Source organism: Streptomyces turgidiscabies Car8, from assembly GCF_000331005.1.
Lineage (GTDB): Bacteria > Actinomycetota > Actinomycetes > Streptomycetales > Streptomycetaceae > Streptomyces > Streptomyces turgidiscabies.
Map to the genome: position 1 here is coordinate 566,745 of NZ_AEJB01000361.1, position 19,792 is coordinate 586,536.

General features: G+C 68.3%; 23 protein-coding genes. 19 read left to right on the forward strand and 4 right to left on the reverse strand.

Annotated features, from left to right (window positions below):
- Positions 1–101: 101 nt before the first annotated feature.
- Positions 102–764 carry a GNAT family N-acetyltransferase gene (locus tag STRTUCAR8_RS26535; protein ID WP_006378892.1) on the forward strand — a complete coding sequence of 221 codons (663 nt, stop codon included), beginning with the start codon at positions 102–104 and terminating at the stop codon, positions 762–764.
- A gap of 259 nt (positions 765–1,023) precedes the next feature.
- Here STRTUCAR8_RS26535 and STRTUCAR8_RS26540 read toward each other — a convergent pair whose 3' ends face one another.
- Positions 1,024–1,260, reverse strand: a complete 237-nt coding sequence (locus tag STRTUCAR8_RS26540) for a DUF397 domain-containing protein (protein ID WP_006379209.1) — start codon at positions 1,258–1,260, stop codon at positions 1,024–1,026.
- Positions 1,260–2,165, reverse strand: coding sequence for a helix-turn-helix domain-containing protein (locus tag STRTUCAR8_RS26545; RefSeq protein ID WP_006379119.1), 906 nt, complete (start codon positions 2,163–2,165; stop codon positions 1,260–1,262). Before STRTUCAR8_RS26545 ends, STRTUCAR8_RS26540 begins: the two co-directional genes overlap by 1 nt.
- Before the next feature lie 198 nt (positions 2,166–2,363).
- On the opposite strand from STRTUCAR8_RS26545, the gene STRTUCAR8_RS26550 reads away from it, so the two are divergent.
- From STRTUCAR8_RS26550 to STRTUCAR8_RS26570, 5 genes are all read left to right on the forward strand, one after another.
- The gene (locus STRTUCAR8_RS26550; protein ID WP_044472949.1) at positions 2,364–3,860 is read left to right on the forward strand and encodes a hypothetical protein; all 1,497 of its coding nucleotides are present in this window, start codon (positions 2,364–2,366) and stop codon (positions 3,858–3,860) included.
- Positions 3,861–3,915: 55 nt separating this feature from the next.
- Positions 3,916–4,920: an asparaginase gene (locus STRTUCAR8_RS26555; RefSeq protein ID WP_044472856.1), complete on the forward strand. Its 1,005-nt coding sequence runs from the start codon at positions 3,916–3,918 to the stop codon at positions 4,918–4,920.
- A gap of 27 nt (positions 4,921–4,947) precedes the next feature.
- Entirely contained in the window at positions 4,948–5,412 is a 465-nt protein-coding gene (locus STRTUCAR8_RS26560; RefSeq protein WP_006378560.1) for a PPC domain-containing DNA-binding protein, read from the forward strand.
- An 85-nt stretch (positions 5,413–5,497) separates the two neighbouring features.
- A complete protein-coding gene (locus tag STRTUCAR8_RS26565; RefSeq protein ID WP_006378694.1) occupies positions 5,498–6,847 on the forward strand; it encodes an NsdA family TPR-like regulatory protein in 1,350 nt (449 codons plus the stop codon).
- Between the two features lie 16 nt (positions 6,848–6,863).
- Positions 6,864–7,601 (forward strand): 2'-5' RNA ligase family protein, encoded by a 738-nt coding sequence (locus tag STRTUCAR8_RS26570; RefSeq protein WP_006379247.1) that lies wholly within the window; start codon positions 6,864–6,866, stop codon positions 7,599–7,601.
- A 46-nt stretch (positions 7,602–7,647) separates the two neighbouring features.
- On the opposite strand, the gene STRTUCAR8_RS26575 is transcribed toward STRTUCAR8_RS26570, so the two are convergent.
- Positions 7,648–8,652, reverse strand: coding sequence for an aldo/keto reductase (locus tag STRTUCAR8_RS26575; RefSeq protein WP_006379101.1), 1,005 nt, complete (start codon positions 8,650–8,652; stop codon positions 7,648–7,650).
- A complete protein-coding gene (locus tag STRTUCAR8_RS26580; protein ID WP_006378691.1) occupies positions 8,652–9,104 on the reverse strand; it encodes an ATP-binding protein in 453 nt (150 codons plus the stop codon). Before STRTUCAR8_RS26580 ends, STRTUCAR8_RS26575 begins: the two co-directional genes overlap by 1 nt.
- Before the next feature lie 574 nt (positions 9,105–9,678).
- Between STRTUCAR8_RS26580 and STRTUCAR8_RS26585 the strand changes: the two genes are divergently transcribed.
- The 13 genes from STRTUCAR8_RS26585 (at position 9,679) to STRTUCAR8_RS26645 (ending at position 19,729) form a co-directional block, all read left to right on the forward strand.
- A complete protein-coding gene (locus STRTUCAR8_RS26585) occupies positions 9,679–10,032 on the forward strand; it encodes a hypothetical protein (protein WP_229878022.1) in 354 nt (117 codons plus the stop codon).
- Between the two features lie 285 nt (positions 10,033–10,317).
- Positions 10,318–10,617, forward strand: coding sequence for a helix-turn-helix domain-containing protein (locus STRTUCAR8_RS26590; RefSeq protein ID WP_006378966.1), 300 nt, complete (start codon positions 10,318–10,320; stop codon positions 10,615–10,617).
- A gap of 206 nt (positions 10,618–10,823) precedes the next feature.
- Positions 10,824–11,150: a hypothetical protein gene (locus tag STRTUCAR8_RS52810; RefSeq protein WP_006378644.1), complete on the forward strand. Its 327-nt coding sequence runs from the start codon at positions 10,824–10,826 to the stop codon at positions 11,148–11,150.
- 108 nt (positions 11,151–11,258) lie between these two features.
- Entirely contained in the window at positions 11,259–11,450 is a 192-nt protein-coding gene (locus STRTUCAR8_RS26600) for a DUF5999 family protein (RefSeq protein ID WP_006378574.1), read from the forward strand.
- The gene (locus tag STRTUCAR8_RS26605; RefSeq protein WP_044472859.1) at positions 11,447–12,085 is read left to right on the forward strand and encodes a hypothetical protein; all 639 of its coding nucleotides are present in this window, start codon (positions 11,447–11,449) and stop codon (positions 12,083–12,085) included. Before STRTUCAR8_RS26600 ends, STRTUCAR8_RS26605 begins: the two co-directional genes overlap by 4 nt.
- Positions 12,086–12,256: 171 nt before the next feature.
- Positions 12,257–14,080 carry a glycoside hydrolase family 15 protein gene (locus tag STRTUCAR8_RS26610; RefSeq protein ID WP_006378642.1) on the forward strand — a complete coding sequence of 608 codons (1,824 nt, stop codon included), beginning with the start codon at positions 12,257–12,259 and terminating at the stop codon, positions 14,078–14,080.
- Complete coding sequence (locus STRTUCAR8_RS26615; protein WP_006378953.1) at positions 14,077–14,571, forward strand: hypothetical protein; 495 nt, start codon at positions 14,077–14,079, stop codon at positions 14,569–14,571. Before STRTUCAR8_RS26610 ends, STRTUCAR8_RS26615 begins: the two co-directional genes overlap by 4 nt.
- The gene (locus tag STRTUCAR8_RS26620; protein ID WP_006379028.1) at positions 14,553–15,887 is read left to right on the forward strand and encodes a histidine kinase; all 1,335 of its coding nucleotides are present in this window, start codon (positions 14,553–14,555) and stop codon (positions 15,885–15,887) included. The genes STRTUCAR8_RS26615 and STRTUCAR8_RS26620 overlap by 19 nt, the downstream gene beginning before the upstream one ends.
- Positions 15,880–16,317, forward strand: a complete 438-nt coding sequence (locus tag STRTUCAR8_RS26625) for a roadblock/LC7 domain-containing protein (protein WP_006379036.1) — start codon at positions 15,880–15,882, stop codon at positions 16,315–16,317. The genes STRTUCAR8_RS26620 and STRTUCAR8_RS26625 overlap by 8 nt, the downstream gene beginning before the upstream one ends.
- Before the next feature lie 26 nt (positions 16,318–16,343).
- Positions 16,344–16,670 (forward strand): DUF742 domain-containing protein, encoded by a 327-nt coding sequence (locus STRTUCAR8_RS26630; protein ID WP_006378932.1) that lies wholly within the window; start codon positions 16,344–16,346, stop codon positions 16,668–16,670.
- Positions 16,651–17,250 carry a GTP-binding protein gene (locus tag STRTUCAR8_RS26635; protein ID WP_006378630.1) on the forward strand — a complete coding sequence of 200 codons (600 nt, stop codon included), beginning with the start codon at positions 16,651–16,653 and terminating at the stop codon, positions 17,248–17,250. Before STRTUCAR8_RS26630 ends, STRTUCAR8_RS26635 begins: the two co-directional genes overlap by 20 nt.
- Positions 17,247–18,497 carry a cytochrome P450 family protein gene (locus STRTUCAR8_RS26640; protein ID WP_006379265.1) on the forward strand — a complete coding sequence of 417 codons (1,251 nt, stop codon included), beginning with the start codon at positions 17,247–17,249 and terminating at the stop codon, positions 18,495–18,497. The genes STRTUCAR8_RS26635 and STRTUCAR8_RS26640 overlap by 4 nt, the downstream gene beginning before the upstream one ends.
- Positions 18,494–19,729 (forward strand): cytochrome P450 family protein, encoded by a 1,236-nt coding sequence (locus STRTUCAR8_RS26645; RefSeq protein WP_006378757.1) that lies wholly within the window; start codon positions 18,494–18,496, stop codon positions 19,727–19,729. Before STRTUCAR8_RS26640 ends, STRTUCAR8_RS26645 begins: the two co-directional genes overlap by 4 nt.
- Positions 19,730–19,792: the final 63 nt, after the last annotated feature.

Here is a 19,792-nt window from a genome sequence, read left to right on the forward strand (position 1 = left end):
GCGGGAAAGTTGTAGCTACCAGGAAGTAGGCCTCTAAGGTTCCGCCCAGCACATCAACTTGTTGACCCGCTCGTGGACGAGCACACACAGGAGCGGACCGCATGCTCGCAATGCGCCCGGCTACGCCGGAAGACCAATCCCGCCTCGCCCTGATGATCCAGGCCCGCTCCGACTGGATGAAGGACAAGCAGCTCCCGAGCTGGCGCAGCTGGGGAAAACACGTCCACGAGCTGGCCGGCAACTGCACCAGGCACCCGAGCGAGATGTGGGTCCTCACCGAAGATGACCGGATCCTGGGCTGCACTACGGTCCTCCGAACCGCGGCACCCTGGACCTGGACCGCCGACGAAGCGGCCGAGACTGCCTACTATCTGAACGGCACCGTCACCGACCCCGCTGTACGGCACCGCAAACTCGGCACACTCATTGCCGATTGGGCCGTCGACCACGCAGCCCGTGCAGGCATCAGCCACGTCCGCCGCGACTGCAGCTCTGCAGCCCTCGCCGCGTACTACCAGCAGCAGAACTTTCGACTCATCCGTAGTGTGGCGACCCTCGGCGGCCACACTACGTACGCTCTAGAGCGGAAGGCCGAGCGAGTACCCTCTCTCGCCGGATGGCTCATCACCAGCGAATCTTCAGCCGTGATTTCCAGGAGTCTGCGAAATGCCCTATCAGGGGCTGCGCGATCAAATGCTGCCGAGGCCCGGCGGCTCTTCACGAATTCGCTTCGCCGGCCAGCCGAGGCGCCAGCCATTATCTAGACTGCGCGAGTCCTGAAATTTCGCCGCGCATGGGCTCCCGTTAGTCAGTCCTGCCGTGCAGCATGAACGGCCTTTCTCCCTCAGGACCGTCGGCGCCGGGGCCTGGGGGGGCGGCCCGACCAACAAGACGACCCCTATCGCTATCGAACACACCAAAGCGGCGGGTCGCCCGACCGGAACGAGCCCGCCGCTGTCGCCACAGTTCTGCGTCGACCTTCTCAGCGTCCGATTTGTAGCGTGATCGCCTGGAAGTTGGGGTCTACAAGCCGAGCAGGAAGTCGAACTCACCGTCCTTCGCCCCCAGCAGCCAGGCCTTGGCCTCGCCGGGGGTGTAGACGTGCGGGAGGCGATCCGGGTTCTTCGAATCGCCCACCAGGACGAACCCGTCCTGCGTGCCGACCCTGACGCAGTCGCCCCCGCCACCGCTGTGCGAGGACACCACCCACTCCACGGCCGACAGGTCGAACTCGGAGGGGGCGGGCTTGCTCTTGCTCACTACTTCTCCTTGATCATTTCCTCGATGAGGACGCGCGTGTCAGCAGGGCTCAGAGCCCGCTTCCATAGATCGGTGAATACCTCGTCGTAGTAGGCCACGTCATCGGGTTGGTCGAAGTAGACCGACCTCTTCGCGAGCTCGCACCAGACAACGTCCCTGGACGCCTCGTCGAACCCCATTAGAACGAACGGCCCAGCAAGGCCTGGGTGGCTCCCGATACTGTCCGGCAGCACGCGGATTTCAATCTTCTCCTCCTGCGACACACGCAGGAGGCGCTCGAGCTGCCCGTGCCGGACCTCTTCGTCGCCCACCTTGCGACGCAACGCCCCCTGTTCGAGCAATGCCTGGAACTCGCGAAGCGGACTCCCGCCGAAGACCTGCTGTTGCCGATCCATACGGACGTCGACGAGACCGCGGACATCCGCTGCACTGAGTTCGGGGCGCATGCTCGCGATGGCATGTCGTGCGTAGAGATCAGTTTGGACAAGACCCGGCGTCAGGTGCGGTTGATAGTTCCGGATCCGCGACGCGCGCCGCTCCAGTTGGAGGTACCCCTCGAACTTCATCGGTCCGAGTAACGCTGCGTGGCGTCGCCAAAGCGCCGGCCGACGTCGGCGACCGGCTGGAGTCGTGTCCACGCTCAGCAAGCCGAGCACATACCGTCGCGTCTCGGGTTCGGCCCCGTACAGGTCGAGCAGGCCCTCTACGAGGTCGCTCGGCAGTGTCTTCTGCCTGCCGTTCTCGATCTTGCTCAACGTGGAGACGTTGGTCCTGATGCTGCGTTCTCGCATGAGGAGTTCGACGGTCGCGCCCTGCGTCAGGTCGCGGCGCTCTCTCAACTCCTCCAGCCGACTGCCCACTTCGCTGTGCGTGAGTGACCAGGGGGCCTCGTTCGCATCCGCCATGGTGGCCAGTGTGGCGGTCGGTCCGGCTTGCGACAACCAATTCTATGAAGAAAATTTCTAGGTTGTGTTGCGCAGGACACAGATGGAGGAGCATCCTGACCGAGGTCACGATCTGTGTTGTTGGTGTCGCGCCGTGTGGGATGTGTCCGCTCCACCGTGAGAGCCGCGCTCCGTAGCTGTTCGAGGAGGGCCGTGTTGATGCCCCACCCCAGCTTGTTCCACGTCATGCTCGTGGAGCGCCGGTGGGACCAGTGGAGCGCGTTCTGTCTTCAGTTCGAGCGCGCAGCCCGTGATCTGGCGGGGGAGCTGGGCAAACCGAGGCTGGCCAGTGTCACGGTGTCGCGGAAGAGTTTCCACCGGTGGGCAAAGGGCGACTGGTATGGACGGCCCTGGCCCGACACCGCTCTGATCCTCGAACATCTCTTCAAGGTCCCGGCAGCCGATCTGTTCAGCCCAGCACCGGCTCTCATCCCATCAAGCGCTTCCGTGCCCGAGGGCGAGGCTCTGCGCGCCTCCGTGTTCGTCGCAGAGCAGTGGCCCACGAGCCGGTTCTTCATGGCGCCCGGTGAAACGGTCGGCGGGTGGGAACTGGCCGGTCGGCAGACACTGGACGGCACGACAGCGGCTGTCGCCTTCCGCGCCGCCACTGGTGAAGGTTGCCTCGCCCACCTCGACGCTGGCGACGCGGGAGCCTTGTACGAATTCCTCCGACCAGCCCGTCGCGGCTTCCTCATCGGCGTTGACGACCGGGAGTCGCCGCAGCTCTTCGTCGTCGACGCCGCGATCGCCCGCCGTGACAGAGCGGCATCGGCCGGGCAAGGCGCGTTAGCCCTGCCGAAAGGTCACTTACTGGATGACCTCACGTACGGCTTGGTGTGGTCCCTCGTGCAGTTGGACGACGGACTCCTGGCCGACGACTTCGCTCTTGAGCAGGAGCAGAAGGTACTGGAGACGTACCTCGATCTCCCGCGATCGGCTCCCAGTCGCAGGACCGTTCCTGACCTCACGAAGGCAGGTGCCCAATGGCTCGGATCCACCTACTGTGCCCGCCACATCATGCGGCGGCTGGAGGGCCTGACGGAACCCCCGGCGTTCTGGACCCGTGAGCAGACGGGCGAGCAAGCCGCCGCGTGGCTGTGGCTCAGGCACAAGACTGACTACCTCCAGACCATCTCGGCGCGCTATGCCGGCTCCGCCCCGCTCTCCCGCGCCTTCTGCATTCCCGAGACCGAGGTGAGCCGCAGCGGCAGGTACGAGCGGATCCTTCTGCTGCTGGCCATCGCGCTAATGGAACTGCACGGGGTTCGTGTGGATGTGCTGTCCAAGCCTGAGTACTCCCACGTCGACGGCTTCGCCTTGGTCCCGGGGCAGCGAGCCGTGGTGGCCAACTGGGCGCGGACAGACGAGGAGATCTGGGCTGTCGACACCGTCACACGGCGGCCAGCCCTGCGGGAGTACAGCGAGGCCCTCGGCGAAGCGCGGGAGCACAGCGTGATGCAGGGCCCCGACCCGGAAGTCCGGCTCCGCTCCATGGCCGGATACCTGGACATCGACTGGGTGTGGCTGGTCGAGCGGTCCCGTGAGATGCGCGAATGCGGCACGGCGAGCATCGTCCGCCCGCGCAGCCGGCACCTGACCGCGGAATCCCTCGACGAGGTGTTCGCCTTCCTCGCCTCTCTTGCCCCGGACCGCTGAGAAGTCCGACGCTGCTTCCGCACTCCTTGATCCGCTTCTTCGAAAGGTAGCCCTCATGGACCCCAGCCCTCGGGCCCAGCTCCCCTCCGCTCTGGTTCTCTCCCTTGGCGGCACTATCGCGATGGCGGCCCCGGGAGCAGGACACGGCGGCGTAGCGCCCCGGTTGACCGCCGAGGACCTCGTCGCCGCGGTTCCGGAGCTCGCCGAGGAGGCCGAGCTGGAGCTGCGGGACTTCCGAAAGATCCCCGGAGCGTGGCTGGAGATCGACGACATCGCCGCTGTCGCCGAGCTGCTCAACAAGCAGGCCGCGGAAGGGACGACCGGATTTGTGATCACCCAAGGGACCGACACCCTGGAGGAGGTTGCCTACCTTCTCGACCTGCTGTACGAGGGGGCGGCGCCCGTCGTGGTTACCGGCGCCATGCGCCACGCGCAGATGGCCGGGGCCGACGGTCCGGCCAACGTCCTCGCCGCGGTGCGCACCGCCGTCAGCCCCCAAGCGCGCGAGATGGGTGTCCTCGTCGCCTTCGCCGACGAACTGCACGCCGCCCGCCACGTCCAGAAGATTCACAGCACCAGCCCGTCGGCCTTCTCCTCGCCCGGGGCTGGCCCGGTCGGATTCCTGATCGAAGGCCGGCCGCGGTTCCAGTTCGCCCTGCCGCGACAGCCGCGCGTCGAGCTGCCCCTGATCCGCCCCGCCTCCGTCGAGGTGATCGAAGCCACGCTCGGAAGTGAGGGCGCCTTCCTCGACGCAGCGAGCTCCCTGGACGGCCTGGTCGTCGCGGCCTTCGGCGCTGGCCACGTACCCCGGACGTGGGCTCCGCGGCTGGGCAACTTGGCCTCCCGTTTCCCGGTCGTCCTCACCTCAAGGACGGGGGCGGGGAGCGTCCTTACCGGCACTTACGACTTCGGCCCGGGCTCCGAGACCGACCTCCTGGGCCGTGGCCTGATCAACGGCGGCCGGCTTGAGCCGCGTAAGGCCCGGCTGCTTCTGCTGGCGCTGCTGCGCTCCGGCGCCGATCAGACCACGATCCAGGCCGCTTTCGCGGCGCACCGCTGACCCACCGAGACCCACGATCGGATCATCATGCGCGCCACCGAGATCACCGTCGGCCGGACGTTCGCCGTCGTCTTCGAGCACGGTGAGGACTTCTACGAGTCCCTGGACCGCTTCTGTCGCGAGGCCGGCGTCCGGGCGGGCCACCTCACCTTCATCGGCGGCTTCAGTCATGCCCGGCTGGTGGGGACCTGCGAGCCCTTGGAGCACCCAGAGCGCCCGCTGTGGAAAGAGGTCGAAGTCGAGACCCTGGAGGTCCTCGGGAGCGGGACGCTCGCCTGGGACCCCGACCAGGAGCGAGTCGCCCCACACATCCACATCTCGGCAGGGCTCAAGGCGGACTCCGCCGACGGACGCACCAGCCATCTGCAAGGCGGGACAGTGCAGTTCCTTGCCGAGGTCGTCATCGAAGAGTGGACTGCCCCGGAGGTAACCCGCCCACGTGACCCCGGCCTGTACGACGTGCCCCTGCTCACGTTCGGCCGGACGGACTGACGCCCTGGCCGACGCGGCCAGTACGCCAGGACCTGGCCAGCGGAGCACATGCATTCATCCGGAGCCCACCTGAAGGGGACGGCAGGTGCACACCACCACACGATTCGCCCTCCTGGTGCAAGAACGGCACTGGGACTCGTACGAGGTCTTCTGCATCCGCTTCGCCAAAGCGGCGGCGCGAGCGGCCGAGAAGGAGAACAACCCGCGGCTCGCACGCACCGACATTGCCCGCAGTACCTACGCCCGCTGGATGGGGCGCAAGGGTGCGATCTCAAGCACCCCCCGCCGTGATGCCGCCCTCGTCCTTCAGCACATGTTCAACATGTCGCCCGAGCGGCTCTTCGAACCCATCGACGCCAGCTCCTGGAGCTCAGGGCACCGCAGCACCGCCCCTGTCGCGCCTGCGGATCCCCCCGGATTCGACGACCCTCTGACCATCGTGAGCCAGACTCACAGGCTGACCAGCTCCAACGCCGACGACCCCGTCCTCGGCATGGTGAGGGGAACGATCGCCAGCATCGTGGCCCGGTACGAAACGCTCGGGCCCCAGCATCTGGCAGGGGAAGCCAGGATCATCCGCGAGACGCTGCACGGCATCCTCGCCGGCCACCAACCGCCCCGTACGAGGACGGAACTCTTCCGGCTTGCATCACAGGCCTCGGGACTTCTCGGATACATGGCCGTCAACGCCGGCGCCCGCTACGAGGTGGTCGACGCCTACTGCTCGGAAGCGGAGACCTTGGCCCGGGAGGTCGGCGAGGTGGCCATGGAGATGTGGGCGAACGGCACCCGCTCGCTCGGCCTCTACTACCAGAAGCGTTATGCGGACGCTGACGACGCCGCTTCCGCGGGTATCGCCCTCGCCCCGGGCCACCCCCAGGCCATCAGACTGCTGGTCAACGGCCGTGCCCGGGCGCTCGCGCGCATCGGCGATCGCGCAGGAGCTGAAGCAGCCATCGGGCACGCCCTCGAACTCTCAGACCGCCAGACGTCACTCCCCGACGGCCTCACCTCGTGCATCAGCTTCGAGCCCTACTCCATGGCGCGCTCCCTCGCCAACGCCATCACCACACGGCTGTCCCTCGGGGACACCGCGGAGGTCCTGGCCCACGCCGACCAGATCGAAGAGCTGATCGAGCATTCACAGTCAGAGTGGAGCCGTGCCCTGGTCGGACTGGATGTGGCATCCGCGCTGCTGAAGCAGGGCTCGCCCGAGATCGAGCACGCCATGGCGCGGGGCCGCCGCGCCTTGAGATCAGGCACCGGTCGGCCAATCAAATCCGTCTGGGAGAGGGCGGTCGAGCTCTACCAGAACGCCGAGCGGTGGCACGACGAAGCTGAGGTAGGGGACTATGCCGAGGAACTGCGGACTTGGCAGTCACAACCGCAGGTCGGTCTGATCGCCGTCGGCTGGGCGTCGCAGATCGCACCCTGACCCTCCGAGGAGCTACGTGTCGCCCGAGCTGGACACCGATCCCAGCGCCTTTCCCAGCGCGCCGCCTGCCAGCCTCGACGATCCCGAAGTGATCGTCGAGCACGACTGGCGGGCGTTCCAGCGGGTCGAGCGCATGGCCGATCACTGGGACCGGCCCGGGTGGTCGGATCGGCAGCGCAAGTACTACTGGATGCACACGTTCCCGGACCCCGGCCAGTTGCTGCAGCGGACGGAACACTGCCAACGGGCTCTGCAGCACCTGGGCATGGATCCTGTCCCCGCCGACGGTCTGCACGTGACCCTGCTGCGCGTGGGCGCAGTCGACCAGGTATCGACCGCGCAGGTGGAGCACCTGCTCGACTTGACGCAGGAGCTGCCCGTCAGCGCTTTCCACGGCCTCGCTCACCCTCTGGCCGGCTCACGGGGCGCCGTCCGTTTCAGCCTCACGCCCTGGAAACCGCTGGTCCGCCTCCACGCCGCCCTTCACGCTGTGGGAAAGCAGGCCGGCGTCCCCGGCGGCGCTCCGACGACGGCGTTCCGCCCGCATCTGGGTATCGCCTACAGCAACCAGGAGCGATCCGCGCCCGCGGTCATCGACGCCGTCGAACCTCTGCGGTCTCTCCCGCCGGTGCCGCTGCACTTCACGACCGTGGATCTCGTGGAACTGCGGCGCCAGGACAGAACCTACCGCTGGAGGACCATCCGCTCGGTTCCCCTGCCCTCCTCCGCAACCTCGCGGACTACGCTCGCCTAGAAGGTGATCGCACAATGGACGGCAACGGCCCGGCAGCGCTGGCCCATCACAGGCCGGTGCCGGCCGCCAGCCTCTCCTTCGGCTTCGGGTGCATCTGCGCGCGGACTCGGGCGTACGCGTCGTCGAGCAGCCGCAGCTCGACGGCCGTGAGGACGGGTCCGGAAAGAGACCCGAAGCTCTCTTCGAGCTGAGCCTCACTGGTGAAGCCGACGACCGTGGCACAGTGGCCGGCGCGCTGAACGCCAGACAGCAACGCGAGCCGGGTTAGCGTTCCCGGAGTGTCACCGAATCTGGCGTACAGCGACTCAAGCCCACAGGGTGCCTTCTCGGCGCCGGCCGGAGCGAGAGCGTTCCGGAGACCCAGGGCCTTCGGCGCCGCGAGGATCACGCCGACCCCGTGGCGTGCCGTGAAGGCGAAGAGGTCTTCGCCTTCCAGCGTGATGGTCGGCGTCAGGGCGTTGCATCGAGTCCAGATGACGTTCGGTCTGATGAGCCGGAAGAGGTGGAGGAATCGCTCGGCGCAGGCGGCGCGTTCGGCGGGAGTCGCTTCGGCAGGCGTGTATGGCCCCCGCATTCCGATGGCCTTGATGGCGCCGACTTCCCGCAGGGTGTGCATCTGATCGATTGCGGTGCCCAGGTAGCGGTCTTGAGGGCCGAAGTCCCACGAGTCCAGGGTGTAGAGGTCCAGCTCCTCGGCGTAGAGGTTCTCCAGTGTCTGCTGCAGCTGGTGGTGGATGTGCCGGTCGGCGTAGGCGTGCGGCGCGGAGCCTCGGATCTTCCCGACCTTGCTGCTGATCAGGAAAGTCTGATCCGGATACTCCCTCAGCAGGCGCCCCAGCATTCGTTCGGCCCGCCCGGCTCCGTAGGAGTCCGCTGCGTCGAAGAGGTTGGCGCCGAGCTCCACGGCGCGGCGCAGGCCGTCGAGGAAGGGACCATCGTCCTCGCCGCGGGTGGGGCTCCCCGCCAGTCCGACGGCGCCGAGGTTGACGCCCAGGGGATGAGCTAAGAGGCCCTGTCCCAGATGACGACTCATGGTGTCCAAGTCGGTCATCAGCGAGATCCTTCCCGCGTCAGCACAGCGATGACGATCTTTCCGTTCGCGGTTTCCTCGACCGACCAGGTGTTGGCGAGGTTCTGGACGATGAACAATCCGCGTCCGCATGTGGCCGCGGTGTCCGGCTCCACGGACGAGTTGCGCGGGTGTGAGGGGAGGACGCCGGTGTCATGACCCAGGTCGACGACGCCCAGCGCCGTGCCAAGTTCGTAGACCTCGATCCTTATGAGGACCGCGCCGCGGCCGTGCTTGACGGCGTTGGCAATGAGTTCACTTGCGACCAGCTTGGCGTCATCGAGCTGTCCCTCGTCGACATCGTCCAGGAAGCTGGTGAGCGCAACGCGTGCGGTGCGTTGCGGGGCCAGAAGTCCTGCAAGCTCGACATCGCAGTGGTCTAGCAGATTTCCGAGGCTCTGGTCATGGACCAGCTCGGCGGTAGTCGGAGGCAACCTCGTCTCCTCGTGATCGAGACGCCCTGCGGCGCGGCCGGAATCGACCCACCTCCACCGTGACGGAACACGGCAGGCATCGGTACGCCAAACCGCGGCCACTTCTGTGTCACTTCGCCCGCCGCCCGTCGCTGCGCCGCACCCATGACGATGGATAAAGCAGACCAAAACACCCTCAGTCTGTGCTCGTGCCGCGGGTGAAGTGGCCCACAAGTGGCCGCGGTTTGGCGTACCGCTGTCCCGCCGGTTCCGTCACCGTGGAGTGACGCCAGCGACCGCGGTCCCGGAGCCATCGGATCACGGGCCGCTGTCTGGGCGGTCAGCTCCTTCCCGGGCCGTCCAGATCGGTTCCGCGCACGCCTGACAGTCGTGGGACCTGTCCCTGTTCTGGTGCCGCGCCGGCCTCCCCCGCTACGGCACGGCACCAGAACCCCCTCTCACGATTCACCCGAGCGGTCTTCTCGTCTGGAGAGCAGTTCACATGAACTTACGGAGTCACCACCTGTGGCATGTCGCGATCGGTGAACCGCCGCCGGGTGCGCTCCCGCGAGCCCACGACACTGTGCGTGTGGGAATGGCTCTGGGGCTGCCCGCAATCGACGCCCTCGTGGCCGACGGCACGGGGGTTGGCCCGCTGAAGTACTGCCTCGGCCACCAAAGCCTTCTGGTGCCGGTGGAGGCCGGCACATTCCACCGGTGGGGGGCCGCCCACTCCGACTGCGTGCCCGGTACCAGGACCGGGCGGTGGGTCTGCGACGGGTACGGCGGCCGCGGCTGCACGGGCCTGTGGGTGACCCGGCCGGAGCCGGTAGCTGTGTCCACCACCCCGGCGGCTGCGCTGCACGAGGCGCTCAGCCGTACCAGGGACCGCATGCGGGCGCCGCGCGGAACGCCCGTCCCGCAGCGCCGGGAAGTCTGCCGTGCCTAGTCCTTGGCGGCCACGCCGACGGGCCTGGTGCCCCAACTGCCAATGCCTGCGCGCGCTCACCTTCGCCCTCGTGCTGGTCACGATCGCCTACGCCGGATCCACGCCGAGGCTGCGGTGACCAGCACCGGACTGATCATCATCAGTCTGATCGTCGGAGCCATGGCCGTCCTCGTCGTCCGAGGACAGAGAACGAGCCGGCAGCCCCGGCCGGGGCCTACCGACACCCGGTCATCTGTGCCACGCGACCAGTCCTGAACCGCTCGGCCACACCACGCAAGGACGATCATGTTTGACCTCCTCTCGCCGCCCACCGAAGTGCCCCAGGCACCTGCCGGGATCGTGTTGGGCGTGTACCTGCGCGGTCTGCGTGAGGCGAAGGGCACCACGCTGCAGGACGCGGCCCGCGTAGCGGGGGCGTCGGTCTCGGCGGTCAGCCGGTGGGAGCGCGCCGAGTACCCCATCCCACTCGGCGCATTGAGGACGCTGCTGCGCCACTTCGGCGTGACGGGGAAGCACGCCGACTACCTGGCGGTCCCCTCCCGCAACGGTCGCCTTGGTGCTTGGCCCACGGGGAGGTTGTCGTGATCACTCTCGTCCCGCCGATTCTCGGCGCCCTGTTCGGTGGCGACGTTCGCGCAGCCAGCTCGAACGGCCGACGGCCTGCGTCTCGGCTGTTTCGCCTCGGGCGGCCCCTACGTAGCGGCGGCGACATCGTTGTACCCCTGATCGACCAGGTGCTGGGAGATCCCTCCCAACCTCTTCCCCGTTGCCAGGGCGAGGTCGACCAGATAGTGGCCGTATTCCGTGAGCATCTGCCGGCGCTGGCGCTGGCAGCGGGCGGGCCGCGTCGGCTCGCGCTCCTCGCCAGCGCCGCCCCGACCGACTACATGGGCTCGCGGGTGCACCTGATCCTGCTGGCCGAAACCGCACAACACCTCATAGCGCAGTCCGCAGTCGACCACCCCACGAGCGGGGCGCGCGCCGCCGCACGGCAGTACACCCCCGTGAACGCCGTACGCCAGCGCCCGCCCTCGGGCTCCGAGTCCTATCCCGAAGGCACCCGGTGCCACCTCGTCACCGCAGCCTCCGGAAGACCGGAGCGAGGCGCAGGGCCGTAGTGCTGCTGCCTCCCGGCTGCCGTGGTGAGTGCTCCCCCACGGCAGCCGGTCCCTCTGCCGGATAGTCAATCGCTCCTCCCCCAATGCCGATTCTTCCGAGGACTCACCATGTGCCAGCACAAGCCCACCTGTCCCTCCGCCGAGGCCGCGGACCGCGAGGCCGCCGTCGTGGTCGCGGCCCACCCGGAACAGGGCTGGAGCCGGTTGTGCAACGGTGTCCTCCTCTTCGAAGACACCGGCGAGATCCTTCCCAACGGCAAGATCGTCGCTCCGCACCGGTTGACGAGCGCCGCAGCATGAACAGGACCCAGCACGAACAAGGGGGTCTTCCGGTGCCGTACATCGCCGCGTGGAGCGGGGAAAATCACCGGACTCCCGCCGTGGTACGTCACCCGAGCGGGCGAGGTATCGGCTTCGCGGACGAGATGCCTTACGACCGCGACGCGGACGGGGTGCTGTGGGTCAGGCAGTCCATCGCCCCCGGATCGGGCCGAGCGCTGTTCCCGAAGGTCCACGTGCTTCGCCAACGGCGTGCGGTGAGCCGGATGCTGTGCCAAGTCTGCGGCGCCGACACCCTGGAGCAGGATCCGGAGCGGCAACTCTTCGTTCTCAAGCAAGTCGGTCAGCCGGTGGCTGAGGGGGAGCTGACCACCGCTGCCCCAGTCTGCCCACCGTGTGCGCTCATCGCGGTCAAGCACTGCCCGCACCTGCGCGAACACGTGGCCGCCTGGGTCGAACGGCCGCTGGCCTGGGGTGTCGCCGGCATCCTCTACAACCCGCGGACACTGCTCATGGTCCCTGGCAAGGACCTCGTCAACGTCTCCTACGAAGACCCCGCACTCCCCTGGCTGCTGGCGAGCCGTCAAGTGCTGTCGCTCCAGGGCTGCACCGCCGTCGATCTGAACGACCTTCGAGCGAAGGCTGTGGCTCGATGAACTCAGTGCTGCCGGCCGCGGCCGCTCGAAGCCGGCCCCGCCCTCCGCGCCTTCAGGTTTGTCGTTCGCGCGGTTCGTGGCACTGAGCGAGCCGCTCCCGTACCCGCCCCTGTTCCCCACCTTGCCTCGCAAGACCTCGGGAGCACCCGCACCTATCGAGACGGATATTCCATGGCTGGGCGTATCGAGGACTACGCACTCATCGGAGACATGCAGACGGCCGCCCTGATCTGCCGGGACGGCAGCATCGACTGGCTCTGCTTGCCGCGCTTCGACTCCTCCTCTGTTTTCACCCGCCTCCTGGGAACCGGGGATCACGGCTACTGGCAGATCGGCCCCGCCCGCCCCGACGGCGCCCCGGCCCCGAATGCGGACCGACGCGGCTACCGCGGCGACTCACTCATCCTCGAATCCGAGTGGGACACCCCGACCGGCACCATCCGTGTCGTTGACCTCATGCCTCCCCGTGACGGCCACAGCCCGCAGCTCATCCGGATCGTCGAAGGGATCAGCGGCACGGTTGAAGTCGCATCCGCCTGGTGCCCCCGCTTCGGATACGGAAAGCACCGGCCCTGGATCTACGAACATCAGGGCCGCACCGTTGCCATCGACGGGCCGGACGCCCTCTGGCTGGACGCCACGGTGGACACTGTCCAAAAGGAAGACGCCTTGGTCAGCCACTTCACCGTCAGCGCCGGCGATACGGTGAATTTCGCCCTCAGCTGGCACTCCTCCCACCACCTCACGACACCGGAAATCCCGGACACCTGGGCTGCGTTGGAGGCCACCGAAGAGTTCTGGCGGGAGTGGGTGGCGCGGTGCACCTACGACGGCCCGTACCGTGATGCGGTCGTCCGCTCCTTGATCACGCTGAAGGCCATGACGTACGCGCCGACCGGCGCGATCGTCGCCGCCGTGACCACCTCTCTCCCCGAGACGATCGGCGGCGTACGCAACTGGGACTACCGCTACACCTGGCTCCGCGACGCTTCGATCACCCTGTCCGCCCTGCTGCGTACCGGCTACCGCGAGGAGGCCGAGGCGTGGCGGCAGTGGCTCCGGCGGGCCGTGGCCGGCAACCCTGACGACATTCAGATCATGTACTCGATTCTGGGCGAGCGGAATTTGCCCGAGCGGGAGCTGGCCTGGCTGCCCGGGTACGAGGGCTCCACGCCGGTTCGAGTAGGCAACGACGCTGCCGACCAACTCCAGCTCGATGTTCCCGGCGAAGTCATCGACACGCTGTATCTGGCCCATGTGCACGGCATCGCTCGGTGCGAGCGCACCGCGACCCTGCACCTCGGGCTCGTCGACTACCTCAAGCGGCGCTGGCAGGAGCCGGACGACGGCATCTGGGAAGTGCGCGGCGGACGACGCCACTTCGTGCACTCCAAGATCATGGCCTGGGTCGCGGTCGACCGCACGGTGCGCCTGGTGGAGGCTGGCGTCCTCGACGCTGACCTGGCCGAACTGGCCGAGCTCCGCGACGCCATCCACGCCGAGGTGTGCCAGAAGGGCTACGACTCCGAGCGGAACACGTTCACCCAGTCCTATGGATCCACCGAATTGGACGCGGCCCTGCTGCTGCTCCCGCGCACCGGGTTCCTCCCGCCGGACGACCCGCGGGTTATCGGCACGGTCGCCGCAGTACGCGGCGAGCTCTCGACGGACGATGGCCTGGTCCACCGCTATCCGACCGACGGCAACCAGGTGGGAGTCGACGGCCTTGCCGGTGACGAGGGGAGCTTCCTGCTCTGCTCCTTCTGGATGGTCGACGCCCTCGCGCTCACCGGCCAGCTGGAGGAAGCCCGGGCCCTGTTCGAGCAGCTGCTCGCACTGTGCAATGACGTCGGTCTGCTCGCCGAGGAGTACGACGTGGCGTCAGGCCGCCAGCTGGGGAATTTCCCCCAGGCCTTCTCGATGATCGGCCTGATCGAGAGTGCCGTCCTGATGAACGAGCTGGAGCGGACGGCTAGGCCGGTGATCGCCGCATGAACACGGTGCCCGCGATCGCGGACCTCTTCCCGGACACGATCACCGCCGACGCCCCGGTCGCTGTCGAGATCGGCCGCGACTGTGACACCGCGGCGATGCCCGAGCTGGCGGCACGCCGGATTCTCTCCCTGCTGGGTCACATCAACCCGCACCCGGTGGGCGCCGCGATGGCCCGCGGGAACGAGTGGGTACTGATCCTGCCGCCCCATTCCGGCCGCGGTATGTGCTGGCCCTGGCCGGTGCACCACCGCGACAGCGGAGTTCTGGCCGTGCCCCCGCTGAGCTCCGGCCCGGCCGAGGATCTCCACTGGGCCCGACTCGGCAACAACGAGGGCCGCGTCTACTCCGCGCCCCTGCCGCTGTATGCGTCCCTACCGCTGCTCACGGCTCTTCGCCCGCAGCCTGAAGCGGGCCGCTTCGGCCTTGCCCCCGCCCGTTCACAGTCGACCCCCACTTCGCGCGAGGACCTCTCATGCTCGATTCGCTGGTGACCGCGACCGCACTGCTCGGTGGCGGATTCGCCACCACATCGGTGGGCCTCATAGTGCAGGCCCGCAGAAAGCGGGCCCTGGCCGCCCGGGTCACACCCCTGGAAGCCCAGCGGGATTCCGCGCTCGCATACGCCGGCGCGATGGAGGCGGAGTCGAAGCATTTCGCTGAGGTGCGGATGCCCGCGTTGGTGGACGCCCTCGCCCGCGGACACCGTGGCGTGCCGGTGCCCGGACTCAGCCAGGAGCGTCTCGCCGGCAGTCCCATCGACCACGGCCATCAGACCGTGATGGGGCTGCTCCAGGAGGCCCTCACGGTCACCCGCGATCAGATCGGGCTCTCCGCGCGGTCCTCAGTGCGGGACATCATCGACGAGGCGCAGACGCACCTGCACCGCTGCCAGCTGAACGTCGTCGAAGAGATGGACCGCTACCCCCAAGGCACGACGTACCACCAGAGCCTGATGGGCTTCGACCACCTGGTCACCCAGGCCCTGCACACCCTCCAGCGCACGCGCATCCTGGCCGGCTCGTGGCCCGGTCTGCAGCGTGCGGACTGCACCTTCGGCGAGGTCGTCGAATCCGCGCGGGGACGGATCAACGCCTATCTGCGGGTGAGTTACACCTACGAGCCCGGCAGCGGCGAGACCTGGCTCGAAGGCCGTGTCGTCGAGCCGGTCACGGTGGCGCTCACCGAGCTGCTGTCCAACGCCACCGCGTACTCCGACGGCAAGGTCTTCGTCGAAGTGCAGGCGTTCCAGACGGGATTCTGCATCGTCGTCGACGACGGCGGCCTGAACATGAACGCCTATCAGCGTGAGGAGGCCGCCCGGAAGTTGTCGCGGCACACCGTGCTGGACGTGACGACTCTGCAGGACACACGCCAGCTCGGATTCGCCGTCATCGGCCGCCTCGCCGGCGAGTACGGCTTCGCCGCCGATGTCACCAGTACGTCCCCGTACGGCGGCGTGCGGGCCGTCCTTCGCATCCCGCGGGAACTCTTCGGACACGGTCCGACCGCAGAGGAAACCCAGGCGGAGCGCCGAGCAGCGGCCTCTCGGACCCCAGGGCACGCCTCGGCCTCACCGACCGAGGCTCCCCCGCAAGGGGACCAGGCCGACCGACGGGGCGAGCCGTCGGACGGCAGTGTCCTGCCGCAGCGGCGCAGGCGCTCGCCCCGTCCCACGGCCCCCGTAGCCACCGGCGCGCCAGCGCCTGCCGAGGACCCCGAGACGTTCACGCAGGGCTTTGCCCACCTGGCGGAAACCATCCGCGACCACGAGTCCAGCCCCACCGAAGGAGAGCAGTTCCGTGCCTGACCAGCAGCCCACCGCCGACACCCACGACATGTCCTGGGTCCTCAACCGACTCGCGGAGGAGAAGGGCGTTCTGCACGCCGTCCTCTTCAGCTCCGACGGCATGGTCCTGGCCCACTCGGACGGCGTCCACCGCGATGTGGCCGACCGCGCCGGGGCCAGCTCCTCGAGCATCTTCTCCCTCGGCCGCTCCATCGCCGAGCTCGCCGAAGCGAACGAGGACGAGGACACCCCCCGCAAGGTCATCATCGACCTGCCGAACCGCTGCATCCTCGTCTTCGGAGCCGGGCACAACACCGCGCTGGCCGTATCCGTCGCCGCGGAGATGACCGCGCCCGAAGTGGCCGTCGCCTCCGGGGCGACGATCAAGGCCATCAAGGGCCTGGCTCCCGCGCTGTCCGCCCGGGAGCGGACAGCGTACGGAACGTCGTGACCCCCCGCGGCCGGCGGCGCGCCGGGATGGTGCGGCCCTACACCCCGACCGGGGGAAGGGCCGCGCCCACCCGCCGCACCCTGGACCTGGCCACTCTGCTGATCGCCGACCCGGACAAGCCGCTGCACGGCCTGGACGCCCACTCCCGCCGGCTGATGCAGCACTGCCTGCCCGGAGTGCTGTCGCTGGCCGAGGTCAGCGCCGACCTGCAACTCCCGGCCGCTGTGACGAAGGTGCTGGTCTCCTCCCTCGTCGACAGCAGCCACCTCGTCAGCCGTGACCCCGTACCCGCCGCTCAGCAGCACGACAGACAGCTGCTGGAGAGGATCCGCGATGCGCTCATCAACCTCTGAGGGCAACTACCTGGCGCCCGGTGTCAGCCACTCGGTGAAGATCGTCGTGCTCGGCCCCTTCGCCGTCGGCAAGACCACGTTCGTCGGTGCGGTCTCCGAGATCAGGCCCACGTCAACCGAGGAACGGATGACGAAGGCCGGCGAGATCGTCGACACACTGCGGGGGTTGTCGGACAAGAACACCACCACGGTCGCGCTCGACTTCGGCCGCCTGACCCTGACCGACGACATCGTGCTCTACATGTTCGGCGGCCCCGGTCAGCCGCGGTTCGACTACATGATCGACGAGCTGATGCAGGGCGCCCTCGGCGGCGTCGTCCTGGTCGACACGGCGCGTATCACCGAGTCCTGGGACGCCATGGGGCGCATGGAAGAAGCCGATCTGCCCTACGTGGTCGCGGTCAACACCTTCGCGGCCTCCCCCCGCTACAGCGAATCCGAACTGCGCAAGGCCCTGGACCTCCACCCGTCCACGCCCCTCGTCGAGTGCGACGTACGGGAAAAGAGCTCGGCGAAGTCTCCGCTGATAGCACTCGTCTCCCACCTGCTGTCCCGTCGCAGCCTGGAGCCCGCCTCATGACCACGCCGCCCCCGCTCTCCGCGAGCGGCTGCCCCATGCTGCACGGGGCCGCTTTCGCCGCCCATCCCCAAGCCACCTACGACCAACTGCGCAGCCAGGGACCCGTCGGCTGGGCCGAAATCGCCCCCACCGTCCACGCCCTGGTCGTCACACAGCACCGTGCCGCCGTCACCCTCCTGAACGACACGCGCACGTACTCCAAGGACTCTCGCCGCTGGGCAGCCCTGGCCAACGGCGAAGTTCCGGGCGACAGCCCCGTGCTGGGCATGATGGCCTGGCGTCCCTCGGTCCTCTACACCGACGACCAGGAGCACGCCCGCCTGCGCTGGGCGATGGACGACTGCATCGCCCGCATCAGCCCCCACTGGCTCAGGGAGATCACTCAACGCAGCGCCCTGACGCTGATCGCCCGGATCATCGGGGACGGCCAGGCCGACATCATGAGCGACTTCGCCGACATCCTCCCCATGCTGGTGTTCGCCGAACTCCTCGGATGCCCGCCCGAGAAGTCCACCCGCATGGTGCGCGCGTGCCAGGACCTCATCAGCGCCGGCCCCGAAGCGGCCCAGGGCGCAGCCGACTTCGCAGGACTCCTGTACGAGCTCATCCAGATTCGCCGCGCCCAGCCCGGCCAGGACCTCACCTCCTGGATGATCAACCACGCCGCCGCCCTGACGGACGAGGAAGCACTCAACCAGCTGTTCTGCGCCGTCGGCGCCGGCATCATCCCCGCCGCCGCGTGCACCGCCTGGACCCTTCACCTGCTCCTGCGCGACGACGACTACGCCGGCAACCTCGCCGCCGGAACTCTCACCGTGCGCCGCGCCCTGGAGAAGGCACTGTGGCAGCGCCCGCCGATGGCGAACTTCTCCGTCCACTTCGCCCGCCACGACACCTACCTCCACGGGGCGTACGTGCCAGCGGGGTCTCCGGTTCTCATCTCCCACGCGGCAGCGAACACCGACCCGGCGCTCCCCGACGGCCTCGGGTACGACAACCGCAGCCACCTCGCCTGGTCGGCGGGCCCGCACCGCTGCCCCGCGATCTCCCAGGCGACCACGATTGTCCAGACCGGTGTCGAGACCGTTCTGGACCAGCTCTGGGACATGGAGCTGATCTCCACCGACCCGGAACCCCTTCTGCGGCACGGCCCTTTCCACCAGTGCCCGCAGACGATGCCCGTCAGGTTCCGGCCCAAGTCGCAAGACCGTCTTCCCACCGCCGCTCTCGCAGGAGGTTCCTCGTGACCAGCACCCCCGCCCGGACCGCGACCGTGACACTCGACAGCAGCGGCGGCCGCCGTCTGTTCGCCCAGGCCGACGAGCTTCGGGCGGCCGGCCCGGCCGTCCGGGTCCGTATGCCGGAAGATGTCCCCGCCTGGTCGGTCACCCGCGGAGACGTCGCCAAGCGGCTCCTGACCCATCCCGATGTCTCCAAGGACGCCCGCAAGTCCTGGCCCTCCCACACCCCGGGTTCCATACCGTGGCTCTACGCCTGGGTCGACGTGGTCAGCATGTTCACCGCCGACGGCGACGACCACAAACGCCTGCGCCAACTGGTCAGCCGCGCCTTCACCCCCGGGCGGGTCGAAGCGATGCGCCCGGTCCTCCAGGCCATCGTCACCGACCTCCTCGACACCCTGGCCCACCAGGACCAGACCGCGCCCGTCGATCTGCGCACCCACTTCTCCTACCGGGTGCCCACGCGCCTGATCTGCGACCTCTTCGGAGTTCCCGCCGATCAGCGCCCCGAGATGCTCCGCGTCATCGACTCCGTCCTCGCCACCGACGTCACTGCGGAGCAGGCCGAAGCGACCAAGCACGACCTCTACCAGGCCATGCAGACACTCATCGACGTCAAACGGGCCACCCCCGGCGAGGACATGACCAGCCTGCTGCTGGCCGCCCATGAGGAAGACGGTGACCGGCTCAGCCACATCGAGCTGATCTCGACCCTGATCCTGATGATCGGGGCGGGCAGCGAGACCGCCGTCGCCCTCATCAACGCCGCCGTACGCGAGCTCCTCAACCACCCGGACCAGCTGGCGACCGTTCTGGCCGACCCCCGGCGCTGGCGCGACGTCATCGAGGAAGCCCTCCGCCTCCACCCGCCGATCATGCACCTGCCCCTGCGCTACGCCACCAAGGACATCGACCTCGGCGAGGGCGTCATCATCAAGGAAGGCGACGCCATCCTGATCGGCTTCGGCGCCCACGGCCGCGACCCGGGCGTCCACGACGATCCCGAGGCCTTCCGCATCGACCGGGACGACAAGGACCACATGGCCTTCGGCCACGGCATCCACTACTGCCTGGGTGCCCCGCTGGCCAAGCTCGAAGCCGAAGTAGCGCTCCCGGCCCTGTTCGAGCGGTTCCCCCAGATCGCCCTGGCCTGCAAGGTCGAGGACCTCGAGCCGCAGCGCTCCTTCATCGGCACCGACGTCACCGCGCTGCCCGTCGTGCTGCACGCCTCGGCGTAGAAGCGGCGCCGCTACCGCGTCGGCGGAGACAGTGCTTGCCGTCCCCGCCGGCGCACCTCCACC